The sequence below is a fragment of the Fusobacterium sp. genome (assembly GCF_032477075.1).
Classification (GTDB): domain Bacteria; phylum Fusobacteriota; class Fusobacteriia; order Fusobacteriales; family Fusobacteriaceae; genus Fusobacterium_A.
This window is the reverse complement of sequence record NZ_JAWDXO010000010.1, coordinates 16,720-39,059: the sequence shown is the minus strand read 5'-3', so window position 1 is coordinate 39,059 and position 22,340 is coordinate 16,720. Positions and strand designations below refer to the sequence as shown.

Below are 22,340 nucleotides of genomic sequence, written 5' to 3'. Positions count from 1 at the left end.
CAGCTCTCTCCTTTTATAGTATGGAGGGAGTTTTTTTATATAAAAAACCACTGCTTTAAAGCAGTGGTTAATAATTAACTATTTTTTAATTGTACTCTCATTAAAAGGTCTCCAACTTTTACATCTTTACCTTTAGATACAACATCAATTTTCTCTACCATATCCATATTATTTATAATAACAGGAGTTTTTACTGAAGGTACCTTGCTTTTGATAAATTCAAGATCATATTCAACCAACTTATCTCCAACTTTAACTTGGTTTCCAGAAGCTACTCTTTTAAACCCTTCACCTTTTAAAGTAACAGTATCTATTCCAAAATGAACTATCATTTCAAGTCCATTAGGAGTTTCAAAACTTACTGCATGATTAGTTTCAAAAATATCTATTTCACCATCTACTGGAGCGCAAACAACTCCTTCAACAGGTTCAATAGCACATCCATCCCCTACCATTTTTTGAGCAAAAGCCTCATCAGGAACTTCTGATAAATCTATAACTTTTCCATTAAGTGGAGAATATATATCAAACCATTCCTCTTCCTTCTTTTTCTTAAACATGTCAAATAACCCCATATTTCCCTCCCTATTTTTTAAGATTTAGAAATTATAAACAATGTATATAAGATATTATTTCACACTTTTCTAAATAAATCAAATTATTATTTGAAAAATTTTAAACCATAAACAGTAATATTTCTAAACTACAAAATTGATATAAGAAAAAGATAAATAAAAAGGAAAAATTTTAACAAAGGGTATAATATAATATATTAAAGAAAAATAATTTTTAAACTGACTAATAAAATTTGTAGTGAAAAAAGAATAAAAAAAATATTGTTTTAAAACAGTTGACAAAATAAAAAAAGTGTTCTATAATCAAAATAAATAAGATAATAGTTGCAAATAATTAGTTAATAACATATTTAAAATAATAAAGGAGGTTGGTTATATGAATCCAAATAAATTTACAGAGAATTCATTACTAGCTTTAAATGAAGCACAAGCTCTCACAATGAGAGCTAAACAGCAAACAATAAAACCTGAATTTCTGGCATTGGCACTTTTAAAAAATACTGAAGGTCTTATTCCAAGAATCATGGAAAAGCTAGAGTTGAATCTCAATTATATTATAGGGCAGATAGAAAATGAAGTGAATAAATTTCCTAGAATAGAAGGAAGCAGTTTGGGAGATGTCACTTTGGATCAATCTACTCATAGAGTTTTAATAGAAGCAGAAAATATAATGGAAAAGATGGGGGATTCTTATGTTAGTGTTGAGCATATCTTTTGGGCATTAATAAAAGAAATGCCTCTATTAAAAAAAATAGGAATAGATGAAAAAAAATATGAAGCAGCAGTAAAAGATGTAAGAGGAAATCAAAAGGTAGATTCTCAAAATCCAGAAGCAACATATGAGGTACTTGAAAAATATTCAAGAGATCTTGTTGAATTGGCAAGGCAAGGTAAAATAGATCCAATTATAGGAAGAGACAGCGAAATAAGAAGAACTATACAAATAATTTCAAGAAGGACGAAAAATAATCCTATATTAATAGGAGAACCTGGAGTAGGAAAAACTGCTATAGCAGAGGGTCTTGCTCAGAGAATACTTAATGGTGATGTTCCAGAATCATTAAAAGGAAAGAAACTTTATTCATTAGATATGGGAGCTTTGATAGCTGGGGCAAAATTCAGAGGAGAATTTGAAGAGAGGCTCAAAGGTGTACTAAAAGAAGTAGAAAGCTCAAATGGAAATATAATATTATTTATAGATGAAATACATACTATAGTTGGTGCAGGAAAAACTGATGGAGCAATGGATGCAGGAAATATTTTGAAACCTATGCTTGCCAGAGGAGAAGTAAGAGTAATTGGTGCCACTACTATAGATGAATATAGAAAATATATTGAAAAAGATGCTGCTCTTGAAAGAAGATTTCAGATAGTAATGGTTGATGAACCTACTGTTGAGGATACTATATCTATTTTGAGAGGACTTAAAGAAAAATTTGAACTGTATCATGGAGTAAGAATATCTGACTCAGCAATAGTTACAGCAGCTACTTTGAGTAACAGATATATAGCAGATAGACAGCTTCCTGATAAAGCTATTGATCTTATAGATGAAGCAGCAGCCATGATAAGAACAGAAATTGATTCTATGCCAGCAGAACTAGATGAGTTAACTAGAAAAAGCATGCAGCTGGAAATAGAAAAAGAAGCTTTGAAAAAAGAAACAGATCAAGGCTCAAAAGATAGATTAGAGATACTTGAAAAAGAACTTGCAGAAATGAATGCTAAAAAATCTTTATTAAAATCTCAATGGGAATTAGAAAAAAGAGATATAACTAAAGTTAAACAACTTAAAGAAGAAGCAGAAAAAATTAAACTTGAAATGGAACAAGCTGAAAGAAATTATGATTTAAGTAGATTGTCAGAATTAAAATATGGAAAATTAGCAGGTATTGAAAAAGAAATAGAGGAACAGCAGGAAAAATTAGATGCAACTTATGGAAATAGTGGATTATTAAAGCAAGAAGTTACTGCTGATGAAATTGCAGATATTGTTTCTAAATGGACAGGTATTCCAGTATCTAAATTAGCTGAAACTGAAAAAGAAAAAATACTTAACTTAGAAAATACTTTAAAAAATAAGGTAAAGGGACAAGATGAAGCTGTAAAAGCAGTAGCAGATACTATGATAAGGTCAAGAGCTGGATTAAAAGATAAAAATAGACCTATGGGTTCATTTATATTCTTAGGACCAACAGGAGTTGGGAAAACTTATCTTGCTAAATCCTTAGCTTATAATTTATTTGATAATGAAGATAATGTTATAAGAATAGATATGAGTGAATATATGGATAAATTCTCAACTACTAGATTGATAGGAGCACCTCCAGGATATGTAGGATATGAAGAAGGAGGACAGCTTACAGAAGCAGTAAGAACTAAACCATATTCAGTAATTCTATTTGATGAAATAGAAAAAGCCCATCCAGATGTATTTAATATTCTTCTTCAAGTACTTGATGATGGTAGGCTTACAGATGGACAAGGTAGAATGATAGATTTTAAAAATACTCTGATAATTATGACTTCTAATATAGGAAGCCATTTAATACTTGAAGATATCAATTTAAAAGAAGAGACAAAAGAAAAAGTACTAGATCAGCTAAAAGCTAATTTTAGACCAGAGTTTTTAAATAGGGTAGATGAAATTATTATATTTAAAGCATTGGATTTAACTTCAATAAAAGATATTGTAAGATTATCATTGGAATCTGTACAGGAAAAAGTAAAAGACAGATACATTGAGCTGCATTTTACAGAACCAGTTGTTGAATTTCTGGCAACTAATGCTTATGACCCACAATATGGAGCAAGACCACTTAGACGTTATATTCAAAAACAACTTGAAACATCACTTGCAAAAATGATACTTTCTAATAAGATTAAAGAAAGAGATAAAGTAGATGTGGAACTTGCAAATGGACAAATAGAATTTAAAGTAAAAGAGAAATAAAATAAAAAAAGAGATTGATTAAAAAGTAGAGATATATTTTAGAAATTAAAAAGGTTTGTGATTAATCACAAACCTTTTTTATTAGAAAAAATCTATGTTTCTTATGTTTCAATCTCTTTTTTTATTTTATAAAAATTCATTATTTAGAATTTTTTACAAAATCAGCAGCAGTTTCACCAGCTATTTTACCAAAAACTGTGATATCAGTTACTGCATTTCCGCCAATTCTGTTTCCTCCATGTACTCCACCAGTAATTTCACCAGCAGCATATAATCCAGGGATAATTTTTCCCTCTGGAGTAAGAACTTGAGTATTAGTATTGATACGAACTCCTCCCATAGTATGGTGAATAGCAGGAGATACTTCAATAGCATAGAATGGAGCTTTTACAAGTTCTCTTGGAAGTCCTTTTTTACCAAAGTCTTTATCTTCACCAGCTTTAACATATCCATTATAAGTATTAATAGTTTCAACAAAAGTTTTTGATTCTATTCCTACTTTTTTAGCTAATTCTTCTAAAGTAGGAGCTTCTACTGCAAATCCTTGTTTAACATATCCATTTATAGTAGAAAGATTTTCTCTTGTACCTTGATCAAATACCAGGAAAGCACTTGCACCTTTTTGAGCAAGCTCAGCTTTAGATACAACATCTCTAGTTTCAAGTTCATTGATAAATCTTTTACCATCTCTATTGATTAAGATTGCTCCTTCCCCTCTTACACTTTCAGTGATCATCGCAGTATTGTTATGAACAACAGTAGGATGAGTTTGAATTTCAGGCATATCAACAAGGTCAGCCCCAGCAGCTTTAACCATTTTGATACCTTCACCAGTAATAGCAGGACTGTTAGTAGAACCAAATCCCTTAAGAGCAGGATTATATTCCTCTATCATAGCAGGATTAGCTCCAAATCCACCTGTAGCCATAATTACAGCTTTAGCAGAAATAACATAAGTTTTTCCTTTATGTTTAACTTCTACACCAGTGACTTTATCTCCAGTTTTTATTAATTTAGTAACTTCACTTTCAGTTCTGATTTCAATACCTAATTTATCAGCAGTATCACTAAGAGCAACTACTACAACAGGTCCTACAGCCTTACCACCAGTTGGTCTGTGAATTCTTTTTACACTTTGACCACCAGAGAAAGAAACTTCTGTAAGGTCAGTTCCTTTTGAAATAAGCCAATCAATAATATGTTTAGATTCTTCAGTCATCTTTTTAAGAAGTTCAGGATTATTTTTATTTTTTCCACCTTTCATAGTATCATTGTAGAAAAGTTCTTCTGAATCTTCAATACCTAATTTTTTTTGAAGAGAAGTATTAGCAGCATTTATACCACCAGTTGCATAGTTAGTATTTCCTCCCAACATAGCCATTTTTTCTAAAAGGATAACATTAACTCCTTTTTCTTTTGCAGCAATAGCAGCAGTAAGTCCAGCACCTCCACCACCAACTACAACAATATCAGTAGATATATCAGTCAGAACTACATCAGCTTTTTTAGCAGGTGTTTTACTTACTAACTTGATACCAGCTTGAACTACAGCAGAACCTACAGCTTCTTTTATTCCCTCAGAAGTATAAGTAGCTCCAGCTACATTATCTACTTCTATACTTTGATTCTCTACAATTTCTTTAGTAACTTGTTCCATAGCTTTTTTAGTAAAAGCAGTTTCTTCATGTTTAAGTATTTCTACTCCTTTGATTTCATTTCCCTCATAAGTAACATTAACTTTAATGTCTCCTTTATAACCTGCTCCAACACCTTCAATAGTTTTAGCATCAGCTATAGAAAATGTCATGATAGTTAAAGCAGACAGTAAACATAACAGTTTTTTTCTCATTTTTCACCCCTCATTAAAATATATAGTGTGTTTTTTATGCATAAAATGATGCATACCATTACCATTATATTATATATTATCTATAAAAAGAATGTCAAACATTTATTTTAAAAAACTATTTTTAGGTTTTGAAGATAATAAAAGAGTGGCTAAAAAAGTCACTCTTAAAATTAATATTAATTATTTAAAATTATTTGGAATTTTTTACGAAATCAATATTATGTGAACTGAGCATAATATTCTCACTAATAGCCAATTTTTAACTGAACACAACTCCATTCATAATGATGTAATTGTATAGTTGTAAACAGCTATAATTTTTTAAAACATTCTATATTTATATTTTTTATCAAATATTAAAAAGTGTTTCTTTCTAGAGATAGTCTTTTTTTAATATATTAATTAATAGTTCTAAAATTTTCTATAATGAATTTGGCTAAATATTGAGAAGATACTATTGTCAGTTTGATTAGATAAACTTTTTCATATCTCAAGCTCCATTAAATTTTTATTTAAGACCAAATTTTACTAAATCATTTTCTACATCAGATATTCCTGCAAGCCCAAATATATTTACTAATACATTTAAAACATTAGGAGAAAGGAATGCTGGGAGAGTTGGACCAATATGAATATTTTTTACTCCAAGAGATAATAAAGCAAGAAGTACAATTACAGCTTTTTGTTCATACCATGCAATATTATAAACTATTGGAAGTTTATTAATATCATCAAGTCCAAAGATTTCTTTTAATTTTAAAGCTATAACAGCTAATGAATAAGAGTCATTACATTGTCCAGCATCAAGAACTCTAGGAATACCATTTATATCTCCAAGAGGTAATTTGTTATATTTATATTTTGCACATCCAGCAGTAAGAATAACTGTATCTTTAGGAAGAGACTTTGCAAAATCAGTATAGTAATTTCTGTTAGGCATTCTTCCATCACATCCACCCATAACTATAAATTTTTTAATAGCTCCAGATTTTACAGCTTCTACTACTTTATCAGCAAGAGTAAATACTTGATTATGTGCAAAACCACCAATGATTTCACCTTTTTCTATTTCAGTAGGAGCTTTGCATTTTTTAGCAAGTGCTATTACTTCAGAAAAATCTTTTTTACCATCTTTTCCAACAGGAATTCTTTTCCAGCCTGGGAATCCAGCAGCATTTGTAGTGAATATTCTGTCATTATAAGTAGCTTTTTCTAATGGAGGAACAATACAGTTAGTAGTAAAAACAACAGGTCCATTAAAAGTTTCAAATTCTTCTTTTTGTTTCCACCATGCATTTCCATAGTTACCAAAGAAATGAGAATATTTTTTTAATTTTGGGTAGTAATGTCCTGGGAGCATTTCAGAATGAGAATAAATATCTACTCCACTGTCTTTACTTTGTTCAAGCAATTGTTCTAAGTCATTAAGATCATGTCCACTTATTAATATACCAGGTCTGTTACCTACTCCTATATTTACTTTTGTTGTTTCAGGATTTCCAAATGCTGAAGTATTAGCTTCATCAAGGAGTGCCATTGTTTTAACTCCAAATGATCCACATTCAAGAACTAAAGCAGTTAATTCATCTCCAGAAAGAGTATCATCTAAAGTTGCTAAAAGTGCATTTTCCATAAAAGTAAATATTTCTTCATTAGTTTTATTGAGATTCATTGCATGCTCTGCATATGCAGCCATACCTTTTAATCCATAAGTTAATAATTCTCTTAGTGATCTGACATCTTCATTTTCAGTTCTTAAAACTCCAATATCATCATGTTTAGAAAATTCTATTAATTGATCATCTGATGTATAAGACCATGCAGTAAGCTGAATATTTTCAAATTTTGGATTTAGAGCAATATTATTTTTTATAAGAATATTTTTAACATCATTTCTTAATTTTAATCCATGTTTGATTTCACCAATAATAGCTTCATTATCAAAGTTTGCATTTGTAATAGTCATAAATAAAGAGTTTATAAGATATTTATCTGTAGTTTTTAATATTTCATTTGTATTGACTGCTTTTCTTAATTGAGAACTGTAAACAGCAACCCCTTTAATAGTATATATAAGTAAATCCTGTAAAGAAGCAGTAGCAGGCTGTTTACCACACACACCAGCTATTGTACATCCAGTTCCTTTCATTGTTTCCTGACATTGAAAACAAAACATTTTATTACACATTTTAATTCCTCCTTTTTAAAGTAAATCATTTTCATCATAGGTTAATAATACAATATTTTTTTTAGAGAAACAGTAACATATGTTACATTAAAAAATTTTCTCCTATATTATTTTACAAAGGGAAGGAATATTTCTTTTTTCTTTAAATTAAAATTTTTATAAAAAAAACTGATCCAATTGGAAGATCAGTTTTAAGTTATAAATTTAGATAAATATTTCAGGTTCTTTTCTTTTGCTGCATTTTGTTTCAAGAAATCCAATAATATCCTTTAAAGGATTACCAGGTATTTCTCTTCCATTAAATGTACAAACTTTTACACAAGCATAGCAATGAATACATTTTTCAACATCTACCAATTCAGGATCTTTTTTGTCTATTGCTCCTACTGGACAAACTATATAACATTTTCTGCAGTAAATACAATTTTTATTTGCCATAGGAGAAAATATCTTCGCTGGCATATCTTCTCTATAAGGAAAATTACCTTTGACTTTAATATTTTTTGCATAAGTGTCAGTATCTATTTTTTTTCTGATTTCTTTCCCAAAAGCTGTAGCCTTTGCAATATCTTCATCATCAGGTCTTTTAGTACCTACTTTTCTAGTGTAAGAATGTTCTCCAATAAATGCTCCACCAGCAATAACTGAGAATCCATTCTCTGACAGAATATCTTTTAGTTCAAGTAAGGCATCATCGTAATCTCTGTTTCCATAAACTGCTACAGCCACAGCTAAACTATCATTTCCATGTATCTTTTTTAACATATTTCTTGTAATAACAGGAGTTCTTCCAGCATAAACAGGAATCCCTACAATGGCGATCTCATCTTTCTGAAGGAAAAATTCTTCTTCACTCTCAAATGAAAAAGTAAGATCATGTTCTGTAAAGCCAGCTCCTAAACCTTCAGCAATAGCTTTTGCAGTTTTTTTAGTAGTATAAGTAGGACTGAAATAAAATAGATGAACATTTTTAATAATCATAAGCATTTCCTCCTAAATTATGTATTTTATATTATAAACCCACTTCCAAGGACTTTGTGGTCTTTATCATAAAAAACTACTCCTTGTCCTGGAGTTACAGCTCTTACTTGATTTTCTATGAAATTTACTTTAATGTTTCCATTAGAAAGGACTTCAAGTCTGCATTTATGAAGTTGATCTCTTGAACGTGTTTTTGCCCAGCATTCCATATTATCTAGTTCTTCTATATTATTAAGAGATATAAGATTGATATTATCAGCAACAAGGTTGTTTTTAAAAAGCATTTCATTTGGACCTACTACTATACAATTTTTTTTGCTGTCTAATTCAATAACATAAAGAGGATTTTCTTGAGCTATTCCTAAGCCTTTTCTTTGACCAATTGTATAAAAAGAAAGTCCATTATGTTTACCAAGTACTTTTCCATTTGTATCAATTATATCTCCTGGTTTTCCAGCTTTTCCTTTGCTCATTTCCATTAGAAATTCCTTAAGTTTTCCATCTTCAACAAAGCATATTTCTTGAGAATCTTTTTTAGCATACACCCTTACTTCAAGAAGTTGAGCTAATTCTCTAACTTTTGGTTTTTCAAGATTACCAATAGGAAATTTAAGATATTTTAAATTATCTTTTTTCATTTGAGAAAGAAAATATACTTGATCTTTATTGGGATCATTCCCCATAGAAAGAATACCATCTTTCATTTGAGTATAATGACCAGTTGCCATAAAATCTGCACCTTTAGAACGTACAAAATCTATAAGCGATCCTAATTTTATATGTTTGTTACATACCATACACGGATTTGGAGTTTTACCATTAAGATATTCATTCACAAAATAATCCATCACTTTTTCTTTAAATTCTTTAGTTACATCTAAAATATAGTGTGAAATCCCTAAATCCTCACACACTTTTTTAGCATCAGAATCTTCAGGTTTACAAGTTTTCATTGTGACTCCAAAGACATTGTAACCTTGTTTTTTTAATAAGTAAGCAACAGTAGAACTGTCAACTCCACCACTCATAGCAACAGCTATTGTTATATTTTTATTATTTTCATTGTATGTGAGATATTTTGAAAATTCATCATTTATTATATTCATGAAAACCACCTTTATTATTGTAAATTAATATTTAAAAGAAAATTTTGTTAAAAGAATGGAATAAAGTAATTATTCCAAATATAAATATAAGGCCACCTGATATTCTTGATATTTTAATTAGATTTTCTTCAGTGATTGTCCTTCTCCAATGAGAAAGAAGAAAAGTAGTGAAGAACCATTCAGAAGCTCCTCCTAAAAATATCCCACAAGCAACTTGAAAAGGAACTAAATGTCCTTCAGACTCAAATATCCTCAAAGTAGTGAAGATAACTATTATAGTAAAGATACTTGAAACATTTGCTAAAGCAACAAAAAATGTAGTGAAATAATTCTGAATAATTCCAGCAGGGCTAAGCTCTATTTTTTTTACTTTGATTTTTCTACTCATTTTTTTTAAACCAACAACAAGCAAGAAAATACTAATACTAATTTCAAGGAAACACTCATATTTTATAATAAAGTCATCTATTTTACTGATAAAGAGCAGTGCTGTCAAACCATAGATAACATCTACAGTGACCATTCCAAGAGAAGATACATAACCCTCTTTTTGTCCCTCTACCAAAGTTTTTTCCATACAATAAATTCCTACTGGACCAAAAGGAAGTGATAAAATAAGACCAGTAATCATTCCTTTGAAAAATGTTAAATCCAAAATAATACCTCCAATAAATCAATATTAAAGTTTTTTACCACAGTTTGGGCAGAAAAAAAGCTTTTGTCTGTAAATGATATTTCAATACAGGTATATTCTTTTTTCTACTAAATATAGATTCAATGTCATCATAAGTGGCAGCTTTTCTTCTATAAACTTTTATTGCAGAGTCATCTTTTATTTCATAAACACTGTTATATCTTGACAGTGAATTGTGTGATCTACTTTTTTATATTTATAAATTAGGAAGGGAAAAAAACAAAAATATTTTCACAGATATACAACTTTTCCTTATTGATTATATCACATATTACATTGAATTTCTATTTATAAAACAAAATAATTTTCTATATTAAATATTTCAAAGTTGTACAATATGAGGTATAATATATAAAGTACTAAAAACAAAGAAAAATCAAATACTTGGATGAAGGGAGAAACTATTGAAAAAAGTCTTGACTGAAAAAGAAATAGAAATTCAAATGGAGAAAGCTTTAAATAAAATACCATTTGAAATAATAAAAATAAAGTTTGCTCTTGGAGTAATAAAAAGAATAAAAAAAATAAAAATGATTTTTAAATTTAAATAGGGGGAATAATGATATCAGAAAAATTAATAAAAAGAATAGGAACTCTATCAAAAGAATTTCAAAAATTAGGATATAATTTAGAAGAAGATTTATTAGAATTAGTGGAAATGAGAGAAGATATAGCTGAAAGATTAGAAAATACTAAATATAAAAAAATAGAATTTTATAAAGATGAAGAGTTACATTCTGTAGGAATGACTTTAGAAGATGTTCAAATAGAATTTTTTATAACTGAAGGAGAAGATGAAGAAGGACCTTGGTATGAAGCTGAAGCTGAAATAATATTTTTTTAAAAATAAATTTAGAAACAAGGGGGGATAAAAAATGAAAATATTTGATGGACATGCAGATATTTGGTTTGATGTTTCTGCAAAAAGAAAGAATGGAGAAGAACATATTGTAAAAAAACATCACCTTGATAGATTTAAAACAGGAAATATTATGGGAGGAATATTCATAGCATATCTTGATGAAAATGCAGTAGATGAAGAAAGAGAAATGATGTGGATGATAAATTCAACTATGCATGAAATTCAAAAAAATGAAGAACTTTATAATATCATAAAAAGCTCAGGAGATTTCAACAAAGGAATAATAAATGAAAAGCTAAATGTTCTTATGGGAATAGAAGGACTTAGAGCAATAAAGAAAAATTTAGATTGGCTGGATACTTTTTATCAATTAGGGTTTAGACATGCATCTCTGACTTGGAATGAAGAAAATGATCTAGGGACAGGAGCAAAGGGAGATGAAAATAGAGGAATAACAAAAACTGGTAAAGCAGCAATAAAAAAAATGAATGAACTAGGGATGATAGTAGACGTATCTCATGCAAATGAAAAAACTTTTTGGGGTATTTATGAAGTAAGCAATAAACCTATAATTGCTTCTCACTCAAATGCCAGAAGTCTCTGTGATCATGTAAGAAATTTAACTGATAAGCAGATTAGAGCAGTTGCAGAAAGTGGAGGATTAGTAGGTGCTGTTGCATATAAAGGTTTTGTAGATTTAGAAAAAGACAGACAGACAATAGAAAGATATGTAGATCATATAGATCATATGGTATCACTGGGAGGAATTAAACATGTAGGTTTAGGATTTGATTTTTGCGAATATCTTTATACTGGGAGAACAGGAAAAGATATGAATCCAAAAGGTTTAGAAGACGCTTCTTATGCACAGAATGTCATAGAAGAATTGAGAAAGAGAAAATATTCAGAAGAAGATATAAGAAAAATAGCATATGAAAATTTTATGAGGGTAATAGAAATAACTTTGGAAAAATAATCTTAAACTGAAAGGATGGAATATGGAAAGGAAATTATTGATATACGATTCATTTACAACGGAACTTTTTAAAGGAAATCCAGCTGGAGTTTTATTGGGAGCAGAAGGATTAGGAAACAAAGAAATGCAGAGTATAGCCAAAGAACTTGGTTATCCTGAAACTGTATTTTTATTTTTAAATGAATATGGAAAAATAAAAGTAAAATTTTTTACTCCAAAAGAAGAGATAGATTTATGTGGTCATGCAACTATAGCTTATGGAACAGCGCTTGTAGAGTGCGGAATAATAAAAGCTGAAGAAGGGGAAAATCAAATAAATATAGAAACTAATTTAGGAATTCTCCCTATTGTTATAAAAATAAAAAATACAAAAATAGAAAACATAATGATGTATCAAGCTTCTCCTAAAATAGATAGAAATTTCACTGTAAATAAAATCGAATTGGCAGAAGCACTGAACATGTCTTCTGATAGTTTTGCAGATGATATAGAAATAGTAAAAGCATATACAGGTGTTTGGGATTTAATGATACCATTAAAAAGAAAGGAAATATTAAATGAAATAGTTGGAAATATGGAAAAAATAAAAAAGATAAGCAAGGAATTAAATATAATATCTCTTCATCCATTTTATATAGAAAAAATAGAGGATAAAATAAACCTCTATGCCAGAAATTTTGCTCCAATAGTTGATATAGATGAAGAAGCTGCAACAGGAACATCAAATGGAGCATTAATTTATTATTTGTATACAATAGGAAAAATAAAGGCTGATGAAATTGTTACTGTTACACAAGGAGAAAAATTAGGTAGAAAGAGCGAAATAATGGGAAAAATTCAAATTAAAGAAGAAAAAATAGATGTGCTCATTGGTGGAACAGCAATAAAATTTGTAGAGGGGAAAATAGAAATATAATATTATTAAAAAAGATGACAAAGAAAATTTATATATTCTATTGTCATCTTTATTTTTGTTAAAGTTTATATTATTCTGCAATCACAATCATCTTCTACAACCATAAGATTATCAAGATTTTTTCTAGATAGATATAAAATACTTCCCATTACAAAGAGTATCACAGAAAGAGAAAAGAAAATAGTAAGAAATCCCGTATCTTGGGTAAAACCAGCAACTTTACCAGAAATAATACTTGCAAAAAACATAGTCATGTACCACAATCCCATAAAAAATGTAGAGTATCTTTTGGGAGAAAGACAGTTGAACATAGCAATACCAATAGGAGCTATACATAGTTCAGATAAAGTATTAAATATATAAGCTAAAATAATAAAAATCATATTAGCTTTTATATCACCAGATATTAGAACAGAAACAGTCATAAAAGCAAAAGCTATACCCATAGAGAATATACCAAAGGAAATTTTTACAGGTATAGTTATGTTTTTTTTGCGAAGCTGACTCCATAATAATGCCAATATTGGAGAAAAAATGATTCCAAATATAGCATTTAATGCAGCGAACCAAGGAACGGGAACTATGAATCCAAAAAGGCTTCTGTTAACATAATCTCTTGCATATAAAGTAATAGAACTAAAAGATTGATAAAAAGATGTCCAAAATAGAATAACAAATATTGAGATTATTCCCATAGCCTTTATTCTTTTCTTTTCTTTTTCACTAAAAGTGAAAGAAAAAATTGATTTTTTTTCAGTCTTATGTGTATAGCATGGTAATTTTCCAGTATTTTTTAAATATTTAGGAGCAAGATAAAAAAAGGAAATAGTCCAAGTAATACCTATAACACTGCAAATAAGAAACATAGGTTTATAACCATAATGAATAATTTCTCCAGTGGCATTCCTTACAGCAAAGAATTTGTCAGCTATCAATCCAGCTGTAAAAGGTGCAAGAAAAGAACCTAAATTTATAAACATATAAAAAAGACTATAAGCAACTTCTTTTTCAAGAGTGCTTTTATCTGAATAAATATTACCTACAAGATTAGTACCGTTTGCTTTAAAAAATCCATTTCCTATGATAATTGAAAGAAGGCTGAAATATAATTGATAAATATCTGAGCTTGTAAATAAAAGAAAATTTCCGAAAGAGATAAAAAATCCTCCTAAAATAATAGATTTTTGTTGTCCTAAATATCTATCAGATAGCCATCCTCCAGCAAGTGGGGTAAGATGTAATATTCCTACATAAAATCCATAAAGAGAAGTAGCTTCTTTGGGAGAAAGACCAATTCCCCCTTTAGTTACAGAAGCAGTAAAATAAAGAACAAGTATTGTTGAGATTCCATGATATGAAAATCTTTCCCAAGTAATAGTAAAACACATAAGCCAAAAAGAACTAGGGTATTTTTTTTTGAGATTATTTATAAAATCTAACAACATAAAAATCCTCCAAAATCTCCAATAATAATTATTTATTATGCTATTATATAGCATTTTTTTCAAATTACAAAGTAAAATAAAAAATGGCATAGAAATACTCTATGCCATAGAAATTTAGAATTAATATTTAAATTTTCTGAATGCATGTTTGTCAGCACCACAAGGAGGGCAAGTCCAATCTTCTGGAAGACTATTAAAAGGAGTTCCAGCTTTGATACCATGATCTGCATCACCAACAGCAGGATCATAAACATATCCACAAACTTCACACATAAATTTCTCAATTTCATTAGTATCATGTTCTTTAAGTTCAGAAAATGCATGTTTGTCAGCACCACAAGGAGGACAGGTCCAATCTTCTGGAAGATCATTAAAAGAAGTTCCAGCTTTGATACCGTGATCTGCATCACCAACAGCAGGATCATAAACATATCCACAAACTTCACATATATATTTTTTCATAGGTAAACCTCCAATAAATTTTTCTCAACAACCTATAAGGATTATATCATGATTTTTATAAAGGGTAAATATTGAATTATGAAATTGAATTATGAAATTTTGAATTTTCTTCTAGTGCTTTAATGAGATGTTTATCAATGAGATAAAGTCTTCTGCATACTTCTCTTGATATGTTTAAAAGAAATTTATTAAATAACATTATATTAGTTTTAGATAGTTTATGCAGTGATATTTTAGAGAATTGTAACACTGATAATTCACTTATAGCAACAGCAGTTCCAATGTATGGAAGTATACCAATAAGTGCAACTTCTCCAAAACAATTTCCAGTAGTAAAAGTTCCGATATCAAAATCAATTTCATCTTTTCGATGAAAAAGCTTAACAATACCATTTTCAATTATATAAATATTATTAGGAGAACTATCTTGCTTAAAGATAACTTCTCCTTTCTTATAGTTTTTTAGAGTCATCAATGAAAGCATTTCTTTTATTTCTTCTTTACTAAGAGCACTGAATAGAGGGGTTTTTTCAATAACTTTAAATATAGTAGAGTATTCATCCATAAACTGATCTTTCATAAAAATTTCCCTCCTTTATAAAATTATTTAATTTTAAGCAAAAATAATTATGTATATTATTATAATATACCAAATAGAGTTTAAAAATCCTTTAAAAAAGAAAAGCAGTTTAGTAGATATAGTTATTTTGCTGAAAATTAAAGGGATTGTTTTAAGTTTAAAAAAAATTTTAGAATTTCTATTGACTTTTAAAAAAAGTCAAAGTATACTTATATTGAAAGAAGTGTGTTATATTTTTAGAAAAAGCTTATATATATATCATGAATATAGTTTATCTAGGAGTAATATGACATAGCAAGCGTATAAGACAATTGAATATTTATATAAAATAGAGGTGCATTTATGGAGGTAGTATGGAGATGCTAAGAGAAAAAGCTCTCAATGCTTCATACAAAGGACATAGTTGCCGAAAGGGAAAAGATTGCTTATGGTCTTTTTTCTTGGGGGTTGCAGGAATATGCAACAACTGTCACATTTATTGTGGAGAGCTATTTTGATTTTAGTAAAATCAAGATCAAATCATGCTTACAGTTTAACTATGTCTATTACCACATGCATCTTTTTTAATTTTTTGAAAATTTAAATTGAAGAAATTTAGGAGGAAAAATTATGAAATCAATGATCAGACTAAGAATGAGTTCTCATGATGCACATTATGGAGGAAATTTAGTTGATGGTGCTAGAATGTTGCAGTTATTTGGAGATGTTGCTACTGAACTTTTAATTCAAATGGATGGAGATGAAGGGTTATTTAAAGCATATGATAGTGTAGAGTTTATGGCTCCTGTGTTTGCTGGAGATTTTATAGAAGCTGTTGGTGAAATAGTAAATTCTGGAAACAGTTCAAGAAAAATGGTTTTTGAAGCTAGAAAAGTTATAGTTCCTAGACCAGATATCAATGATTCAGCTGCAGATGTTTTAGAGGAACCAATCATTGTATGCAGAGCTAGTGGAACTTGTGTAACTCCTAAAGACAAACAAAGAAAAAAATAGAAATAAATTACTGAATTGTAAAGGAGATGAAAATGGAAAAATTAATAATTACAGCGGCTATATGCGGAGCTGAAGTAACTAAAGAACAAAATCCAGCGGTTCCTTATACTGTAGAAGAGATAGTGAGAGAAGCATATGGAGCATATAAAGCAGGGGCTTCAATAATTCACCTGCATGTAAGAGAAGATGATGGGACTCCTACTCAGTCTAAAGAAAGATTCAGAGAATGTATGGATGCAATAAGAGAAAAATGTCCAGATGCAATAATCCAACCATCTACTGGTGGAGCAGTTGGAATGACAGATCTTGAAAGATTACAACCTACTGAATTAAAACCTGAAATGGCAACTTTAGATTGCGGAACTTGTAATTTTGGTGGAGATGAAGTTTTCACTAATACTGAAAATACTATTAAAAACTTTGGAAAAATAATGATTGAAAGAGGAGTGAAACCTGAAATTGAAGTTTTTGACAAAGGAATGGTAGATTATGCTATAAAATATGCAAAACAAGGATTTATCAAAAAACCTATGCATTTTGACTTTGTTTTAGGAGTTCAAATGGCAGCAAGTGCAAGAGATCTTGTATTTATCAGTGAAAGTATTCCAGAAGGCTCTACATGGACAGTAGCTGGAATAGGAAGACATGAATTTCCAATGGCAGCAATGGCAATTGCTATGGGAGGACATGTGAGAGTTGGATTTGAAGATAATGTATACATTGAGAAAGGTGTACTTGCTAAATCAAATGGAGAACTTGTAGAAAAAGTTGTAAGATTGGCTAAAGAATTAGGAAGAGAAGTTGCTACTCCTGATGAGGCTAGAAAAATTTTAGGATTAAAAAAATAATTTAACTTGAATATTAGGAGCTAAAATATAATTTAAGGAGGAGATTTTAAATGAAAAAAGGATGCAAATATGGAACACATAGAGTTATTGAACCACAAGGAGTTTTACCACAACCAGCTTTAAAAATAAATAATGATATGAATATATATTCAAATGAAATATTAATAGATGTAATAGCACTAAATGTTGATTCAGCTTCATTCACTCAAATTGAAGAAGAAGCTGGACATGATGTAGAAAAAATTAAAGCTAAAATAAAAGAAATTGTTGGTGAAAGAGGAAAAATGCAAAATCCTGTAACTGGATCAGGAGGAATGCTTATTGGAACAATTGAAAAAATTGGAGATGATCTGATTGGGAAAACTGATCTTAAGGTTGGAGATAAAATAGCTACTTTAGTTTCTTTGTCTCTTACTCCATTAAGGATAGATGAAATTGTCGATGTAAAACCAGACATTGATAGAGTAGAAATTAAAGGTAAAGCAATACTTTTTGAAAGTGGAATCTATGCAGTATTACCTGATGATATGCCTGAAACTTTAGCACTTGCTGCTCTAGATGTAGCTGGAGCACCAGCACAAGTAGCTAAATTAGCTAGACCTTGTCAATCAGTTGTTATTCTTGGATCAGCTGGAAAATCAGGAATGCTTTGTGCATATGAAGCAGTAAAAAGAGTGGGACCTACTGGAACAGTAATTGGATTAGTAAGAAATGAAAAAGAAGCTGCTCTATTAGCTAGAGTAAGTGATAAAATAAAAATAGTTATTGCTGATGCAACAAAACCAATTGAAGTATTAAATGCTGTGTTAGCTGCTAATGATGGTAAGGAAGTAGATATTGCTATTAACTGTGTAAATGTACAAAATACAGAAATGTCAACAATTTTACCAGTTAAAGATTTAGGAATAGCTTATTTCTTCTCTATGGCAACTTCATTCACTAAAGCTGCTCTAGGAGCTGAAGGTGTAGGAAAAGATGTTACTATGATAGTAGGAAATGGATATACTAAAGACCACGCTGCAATTACTTTAGAAGAATTGAGAGAAAGCGCTGTATTGAGAGAAATATTTAACGAATTATATGTTTAATCTTTTTGCCTTAAAAAATAATTTAAAACTAAGACATGAAATTAAAATTTAGAGGAGATGATAAAATGAACACAGTTAACACTAGAGCCAAATTTTTTCCAAATGTAACAGATGAGCAATGGAATGACTGGCATTGGCAAGTAAAAAATAGAATAGAGAGTTTAGAAGACCTTAAAAAATATATAACTTTAAGTGCAGAGGAAGAAGAAGGAGTTAAGAAAACTCTTGAAACTTTAAGAATGGCTGTTACTCCATATTATTTTTCATTGATAGATAATAATGATCCTAACTGTCCAGTTAGAAAACAGGCTATTCCTTCAATAAAAGAGATTCATCAAGCTGAAGCTGATCTTTTAGATCCATTACATGAAGATGAAGATTCTCCAGTTCCTGGATTAACTCACAGATATCCAGACAGAGTACTTTTATTAATAACTGATATGTGTTCAATGTATTGCAGACACTGCACTCGTAGAAGATTCGCTGGGGCAAGTGATGATGCAATGCCTATGGATAGAATAGATAAAGCTATTGAATATATAGCTAAGACTCCACAAGTAAGGGATGTCTTACTATCAGGAGGAGATGCTTTACTAGTTTCTGACGAAACTTTAGAATATATTATCAGCAAATTGAGAGCTATCCCTCATGTTGAAATAGTAAGAATTGGATCAAGAACTCCAGTTGTTCTTCCTCAAAGAATAACTCCTGAATTAGTTGAAATGTTGAAAAAGTATCATCCAATTTGGTTAAATACACATTTCAATCATCCAAAAGAAGTAACACCAGAATCTAAAAAAGCTTGTGAATTATTAGCTAATGCTGGAATTCCATTAGGGAATCAATCAGTTCTTTTAAGAGGAATAAATGATTGTGTGCATGTAATGAAGAGATTAGTTCATGATCTAGTAAAAATGAGAGTAAGACCTTATTACATTTATCAATGTGACCTTTCAATGGGGTTAGAGCATTTCAGAACTCCAGTTTCTAAAGGAATTGAAATTATTGAAGGATTAAGAGGACATACATCAGGATATGCTGTACCTACATTTGTAGTTGATGCACCTGGTGGTGGAGGAAAAACTCCAGTAATGCCTCAATATGTAATTTCTCAAGCTCCACATAAAGTTGTATTAAGAAATTTTGAAGGAGTTATTACTACTTATACTGAGCCAGTGGAATATCATGATGAATGTCAATGTGAAGATTGTAAAGCTGATAAAACAAATACTGGAGTATCAAAACTTCTTAGTGGTGGAGCTATGGCAATAGAACCAAAGGAACTTGACAGACATAAAAGAAATGAAAAATAATTGATTATATGAGGTAATGATATGATGGATACTTATGATCTACTAAAAGATTATAAAAGGGTGTCAATAATAGGAATGGAAAAAAATGTAGGAAAAACAACTGTTCTTAATCAATTGATAGAAGATATAGGTACAAAAAAAGTAGTAGGGCTTACTTCTATTGGAAGAGATGGAGAAGATACAGATGTTGTGACTAATACTCATAAACCCAGAATATATGTTTTTCCAGGAACATTAATAGCTACTGCAAGAGATTGTTTGAGAAACTGTGATATTACAAGAGAAATCTTATATACCACAGATTTCTCAACCCCTATGGGGAATATTGTAATAATGAGAGCAATTTCAGCAGGTCATGTAGACATAGCAGGTCCTTCTTATAATACTCAAATTAAAAAAATTTTAGACATAATGGAAAACTTTGGAAGTGATTTGTCTTTGGTTGATGGAGCTTTAAGCAGAAAAGGAAGTGCGGTAGGTGATGTGACAGAAGCTACTATATTAGCAACTGGTGCAGCATTATCTCTCGATATGGGAAAAGTTATTGAAGAAACTGCTAATACTGTGTCACTTCTTACTTTGCCTAGCTTGGAAGATAAAGAGTTAAAGGATAAAATTAATGAAATTTTTCAAAATGCTAGAGTTGGAATAATATATAATGATGGTGAAGTAAAGACTCTGGAAGGCATGGGTCCTCTTGAGTCAAATGATGAGATAAAGAATTACTTTAATGATAGAATACAGGTAATAGCCGTTAGGGGAGCTATTACGAAGAAATTCATTGAGATTCTGATCAAAAATAGAGGTAATTTTAAAAATATAAAATTGATAGCAAAAGATGGAACAAAAATTTTTATAGATTTTCTAACTCAAAAGAAATTAGAGGCCAGTGGTGTGGAACTAAAGGTCATGAATACTATAAATCTTCTTTTTGTAACATGTAATCCACGTTCTCCTCTTGGATATGAATTTCCAAAGGACAAATTTAAGAAGTTTTTAGAAGAAAAAATAAAATATAAAGTCATAGATGTAGTAGGTGAGCGTAATGAGATTTATAGATGACAAAAGTCTTGAGAGATTAGGATTTAGAAAACTTTTAACAAGAACTGAAACTCTTTCTCCTTATGGTAAAACTAAGTTGAAAAAACTTAAAAATTATTTAAAAGGAGAGGAACAACTTCTTGAAGAAGAATTTATAAAAATGGAAGTTTTTATAAATTTTTCTGAAGAAAATAAAAATCTGATAAGAGATATTGAAGGAATAATACATAGATTAAAAGATATCAAAGCGGTTATAAATAACTGTTTAAAGGAAAATATATTAGATGATATAGATCTTTTTGAAATAAAAGTACAGGCTCTTTTAATGGAAGAATTAAATCTTTTGTTAAAAAAATTGCCAGAAGAATTAAAGAACTTTGATCTGGAAAGCATGAAAGAGATGATTGACGCTCTAGATCCAGATAAAGATAGATTACCTACTTTTTATGTTTATGACAGTTATTCACCTGCACTTAAAATGGTGAGAAATAAGAAAAAAGATGTAGAAAAAAAAATATTTGCTGCAAAAAGTTTTGAAGAAGTATCACAACTAAAAGAAGAGAGATTAGAGATACTTGTAGAAGAAGAAAGAGAAGAGCTGGAAGTGAGAAGACAGCTTACATCTATCTTATTAAAAAAAGCAGAGGGATTTTTAAAAAATATAGATAAAATAGGGAATCTAGATTTTTTAATGGCTAAAGTCAGATTTGCAAAAACTTATGGAGGTATCAGGCCTGAAATATCTATGGATAATGAAATAGATGTTACTGGACTGGTAAATATAGAAGTAAGAGAATTGTTAGAAGCTAAAAGCAAAACTTTTACTCCAATTGATGTGAAATTAAAGTCAGGAGTTACTATAATAACAGGAGCAAATATGGGAGGTAAGAGTGTCGCATTAAAATCAATAACAGAAAATCTTTTACTTTTTCATATGGGGTTCTTTGTTATTGCTGAGAAAGCAAAATTTCCACTTGTAGATTTCGTATTTTTTATATCAGATGACATGCAAGATATCTCTAAAGGATTAAGTACTTTTGGAGCTGAAATAATGAAGCTTAAAGAAGTAAATATATTTTTAGATTTAGGAACAGGCTTTGTAGTTTTTGATGAGTTTGCTAGAGGAACTAATCCAAAAGAGGGACAAAAGTTCGTAGAAGCTTTGGCTAAATATTTAAATGATAGACCTACCATATCACTTATGACCACACATTTTGATGGAATTGTAAGAGATAATATGAATCACTATCAAGTAGTAGGGTTAAAAAATGTAGATTTTGAAAATTTAAGAAGAAAAATAGAATTGAGTAAAAATTCTATGGAACTTATTCAAGAGTATATGGACTTCAGACTTGAAAAGGCGGACAAGGCGGAAGTACCTAAAGATGCTTTGAATATAGCAAAATTAATAGGAATAGATAAAAGATTTACAAAAATAATACTTGAAGAGTATATTAAGGAGGATTAAAA

At 29.7% G+C, this 22,340-nt stretch carries 20 protein-coding genes and 1 riboswitch; of the genes, 11 read left to right on the top strand and 9 right to left on the bottom strand.

Features of this window, described 5'->3' with window-relative positions; translation table 11 throughout:
- Window positions 1-74 precede the first annotated feature (74 nt).
- Window positions 75-575, bottom strand: coding sequence for a PTS glucose transporter subunit IIA (locus tag E6771_RS05960; protein ID WP_316090274.1), 501 nt, complete (start codon window positions 573-575; stop codon window positions 75-77).
- A 376-nt stretch (window positions 576-951) separates the two neighbouring features.
- On the opposite strand from E6771_RS05960, the gene clpB reads away from it, so the two are divergent.
- On the top strand, window positions 952-3,528 hold the full coding sequence (clpB, locus tag E6771_RS05955; RefSeq protein ID WP_316090272.1) for an ATP-dependent chaperone ClpB: 2,577 nt from the start codon (window positions 952-954) through the stop codon (window positions 3,526-3,528).
- 139 nt (window positions 3,529-3,667) lie between these two features.
- Here clpB and E6771_RS05950 read toward each other — a convergent pair whose 3' ends face one another.
- From E6771_RS05950 to E6771_RS05930, 5 genes are all read right to left on the bottom strand, one after another.
- Window positions 3,668-5,377 carry a flavocytochrome c gene (locus E6771_RS05950; protein ID WP_316090270.1) on the bottom strand — a complete coding sequence of 570 codons (1,710 nt, stop codon included), beginning with the start codon at window positions 5,375-5,377 and terminating at the stop codon, window positions 3,668-3,670.
- 508 nt (window positions 5,378-5,885) lie between these two features.
- Entirely contained in the window at window positions 5,886-7,565 is a 1,680-nt protein-coding gene (gene hcp, locus E6771_RS05945) for a hydroxylamine reductase (protein ID WP_316090269.1), read from the bottom strand.
- A 204-nt stretch (window positions 7,566-7,769) separates the two neighbouring features.
- Window positions 7,770-8,546 carry an EFR1 family ferrodoxin gene (locus E6771_RS05940; protein ID WP_316090268.1) on the bottom strand — a complete coding sequence of 259 codons (777 nt, stop codon included), beginning with the start codon at window positions 8,544-8,546 and terminating at the stop codon, window positions 7,770-7,772.
- Between the two features lie 26 nt (window positions 8,547-8,572).
- Entirely contained in the window at window positions 8,573-9,661 is a 1,089-nt protein-coding gene (mnmA, locus tag E6771_RS05935) for a tRNA 2-thiouridine(34) synthase MnmA (RefSeq protein ID WP_410054668.1), read from the bottom strand.
- A 22-nt stretch (window positions 9,662-9,683) separates the two neighbouring features.
- Window positions 9,684-10,307, bottom strand: a complete 624-nt coding sequence (locus tag E6771_RS05930) for a LysE family transporter (RefSeq protein ID WP_316090266.1) — start codon at window positions 10,305-10,307, stop codon at window positions 9,684-9,686.
- A gap of 443 nt (window positions 10,308-10,750) precedes the next feature.
- On the opposite strand from E6771_RS05930, the gene E6771_RS05925 reads away from it, so the two are divergent.
- The 4 genes from E6771_RS05925 to E6771_RS05910 are packed head-to-tail and all read left to right on the top strand — an operon-like array spanning window position 10,751 to window position 13,100.
- The gene (locus E6771_RS05925) at window positions 10,751-10,897 is read left to right on the top strand and encodes a hypothetical protein (RefSeq protein ID WP_316090339.1); all 147 of its coding nucleotides are present in this window, start codon (window positions 10,751-10,753) and stop codon (window positions 10,895-10,897) included.
- An 8-nt stretch (window positions 10,898-10,905) separates the two neighbouring features.
- Entirely contained in the window at window positions 10,906-11,190 is a 285-nt protein-coding gene (locus tag E6771_RS05920; protein WP_316090265.1) for a hypothetical protein, read from the top strand.
- A 31-nt stretch (window positions 11,191-11,221) separates the two neighbouring features.
- Window positions 11,222-12,184, top strand: coding sequence for a dipeptidase (locus tag E6771_RS05915; protein WP_316090264.1), 963 nt, complete (start codon window positions 11,222-11,224; stop codon window positions 12,182-12,184).
- A 22-nt stretch (window positions 12,185-12,206) separates the two neighbouring features.
- On the top strand, window positions 12,207-13,100 hold the full coding sequence (locus tag E6771_RS05910; protein ID WP_316090263.1) for a PhzF family phenazine biosynthesis protein: 894 nt from the start codon (window positions 12,207-12,209) through the stop codon (window positions 13,098-13,100).
- Between the two features lie 65 nt (window positions 13,101-13,165).
- On the opposite strand, the gene E6771_RS05905 is transcribed toward E6771_RS05910, so the two are convergent.
- The 3 genes from E6771_RS05905 to E6771_RS05895 form a co-directional block, all read right to left on the bottom strand.
- Window positions 13,166-14,545: a peptide MFS transporter gene (locus E6771_RS05905; protein WP_316090262.1), complete on the bottom strand. Its 1,380-nt coding sequence runs from the start codon at window positions 14,543-14,545 to the stop codon at window positions 13,166-13,168.
- Window positions 14,546-14,665: 120 nt separating this feature from the next.
- Window positions 14,666-15,007: a rubredoxin gene (gene rd / locus E6771_RS05900; protein WP_316090261.1), complete on the bottom strand. Its 342-nt coding sequence runs from the start codon at window positions 15,005-15,007 to the stop codon at window positions 14,666-14,668.
- Window positions 15,008-15,083: 76 nt separating this feature from the next.
- Entirely contained in the window at window positions 15,084-15,587 is a 504-nt protein-coding gene (locus E6771_RS05895) for a cyclic nucleotide-binding domain-containing protein (protein WP_316090260.1), read from the bottom strand.
- Window positions 15,588-15,908: 321 nt separating this feature from the next.
- A riboswitch (Lysine riboswitch) is annotated at window positions 15,909-16,086 on the top strand.
- 110 nt (window positions 16,087-16,196) lie between these two features.
- Between E6771_RS05895 and kal the strand changes: the two genes are divergently transcribed.
- From kal to E6771_RS05865, 6 genes are all read left to right on the top strand, one after another.
- Window positions 16,197-16,580, top strand: a complete 384-nt coding sequence (kal, locus tag E6771_RS05890; protein WP_316090259.1) for a 3-aminobutyryl-CoA ammonia lyase — start codon at window positions 16,197-16,199, stop codon at window positions 16,578-16,580.
- Between the two features lie 32 nt (window positions 16,581-16,612).
- The gene (gene kce / locus E6771_RS05885; RefSeq protein ID WP_316090258.1) at window positions 16,613-17,428 is read left to right on the top strand and encodes a 3-keto-5-aminohexanoate cleavage protein; all 816 of its coding nucleotides are present in this window, start codon (window positions 16,613-16,615) and stop codon (window positions 17,426-17,428) included.
- Between the two features lie 50 nt (window positions 17,429-17,478).
- Window positions 17,479-18,516: an L-erythro-3,5-diaminohexanoate dehydrogenase gene (gene kdd, locus E6771_RS05880; protein WP_316090257.1), complete on the top strand. Its 1,038-nt coding sequence runs from the start codon at window positions 17,479-17,481 to the stop codon at window positions 18,514-18,516.
- Between the two features lie 65 nt (window positions 18,517-18,581).
- A complete protein-coding gene (kamA, locus tag E6771_RS05875; protein WP_316090256.1) occupies window positions 18,582-19,829 on the top strand; it encodes an L-lysine 2,3-aminomutase in 1,248 nt (415 codons plus the stop codon).
- A 21-nt stretch (window positions 19,830-19,850) separates the two neighbouring features.
- Window positions 19,851-20,891, top strand: a complete 1,041-nt coding sequence (locus tag E6771_RS05870) for a hypothetical protein (protein ID WP_316090255.1) — start codon at window positions 19,851-19,853, stop codon at window positions 20,889-20,891.
- A complete protein-coding gene (locus E6771_RS05865; RefSeq protein WP_316090254.1) occupies window positions 20,875-22,338 on the top strand; it encodes a MutS-related protein in 1,464 nt (487 codons plus the stop codon). Before E6771_RS05870 ends, E6771_RS05865 begins: the two co-directional genes overlap by 17 nt.
- Window positions 22,339-22,340 lie beyond the last annotated feature (2 nt).

Coding starts and splice junctions, on each gene's coding strand:
- E6771_RS05940 (WP_316090268.1), bottom strand. CDS start 8,546: ATGATTATTAAAAATGTTCATCTATTTTATTTCAGTCCTACTTATACT.
- E6771_RS05865 (WP_316090254.1), top strand. CDS start 20,875: ATGAGATTTATAGATGACAAAAGTCTTGAGAGATTAGGATTTAGAAAA.
- E6771_RS05870 (WP_316090255.1), top strand. CDS start 19,851: ATGATGGATACTTATGATCTACTAAAAGATTATAAAAGGGTGTCAATA.
- E6771_RS05905 (WP_316090262.1), bottom strand. CDS start 14,545: ATGTTGTTAGATTTTATAAATAATCTCAAAAAAAAATACCCTAGTTCT.
- E6771_RS05895 (WP_316090260.1), bottom strand. CDS start 15,587: ATGAAAGATCAGTTTATGGATGAATACTCTACTATATTTAAAGTTATT.
- E6771_RS05915 (WP_316090264.1), top strand. CDS start 11,222: ATGAAAATATTTGATGGACATGCAGATATTTGGTTTGATGTTTCTGCA.
- E6771_RS05910 (WP_316090263.1), top strand. CDS start 12,207: ATGGAAAGGAAATTATTGATATACGATTCATTTACAACGGAACTTTTT.
- kamA (WP_316090256.1), top strand. CDS start 18,582: ATGAACACAGTTAACACTAGAGCCAAATTTTTTCCAAATGTAACAGAT.
- kce (WP_316090258.1), top strand. CDS start 16,613: ATGGAAAAATTAATAATTACAGCGGCTATATGCGGAGCTGAAGTAACT.
- kdd (WP_316090257.1), top strand. CDS start 17,479: ATGAAAAAAGGATGCAAATATGGAACACATAGAGTTATTGAACCACAA.
- E6771_RS05950 (WP_316090270.1), bottom strand. CDS start 5,377: ATGAGAAAAAAACTGTTATGTTTACTGTCTGCTTTAACTATCATGACA.
- E6771_RS05960 (WP_316090274.1), bottom strand. CDS start 575: ATGGGGTTATTTGACATGTTTAAGAAAAAGAAGGAAGAGGAATGGTTT.
- clpB (WP_316090272.1), top strand. CDS start 952: ATGAATCCAAATAAATTTACAGAGAATTCATTACTAGCTTTAAATGAA.
- kal (WP_316090259.1), top strand. CDS start 16,197: ATGAAATCAATGATCAGACTAAGAATGAGTTCTCATGATGCACATTAT.
- rd (WP_316090261.1), bottom strand. CDS start 15,007: ATGAAAAAATATATATGTGAAGTTTGTGGATATGTTTATGATCCTGCT.
- E6771_RS05920 (WP_316090265.1), top strand. CDS start 10,906: ATGATATCAGAAAAATTAATAAAAAGAATAGGAACTCTATCAAAAGAA.
- hcp (WP_316090269.1), bottom strand. CDS start 7,565: ATGTGTAATAAAATGTTTTGTTTTCAATGTCAGGAAACAATGAAAGGA.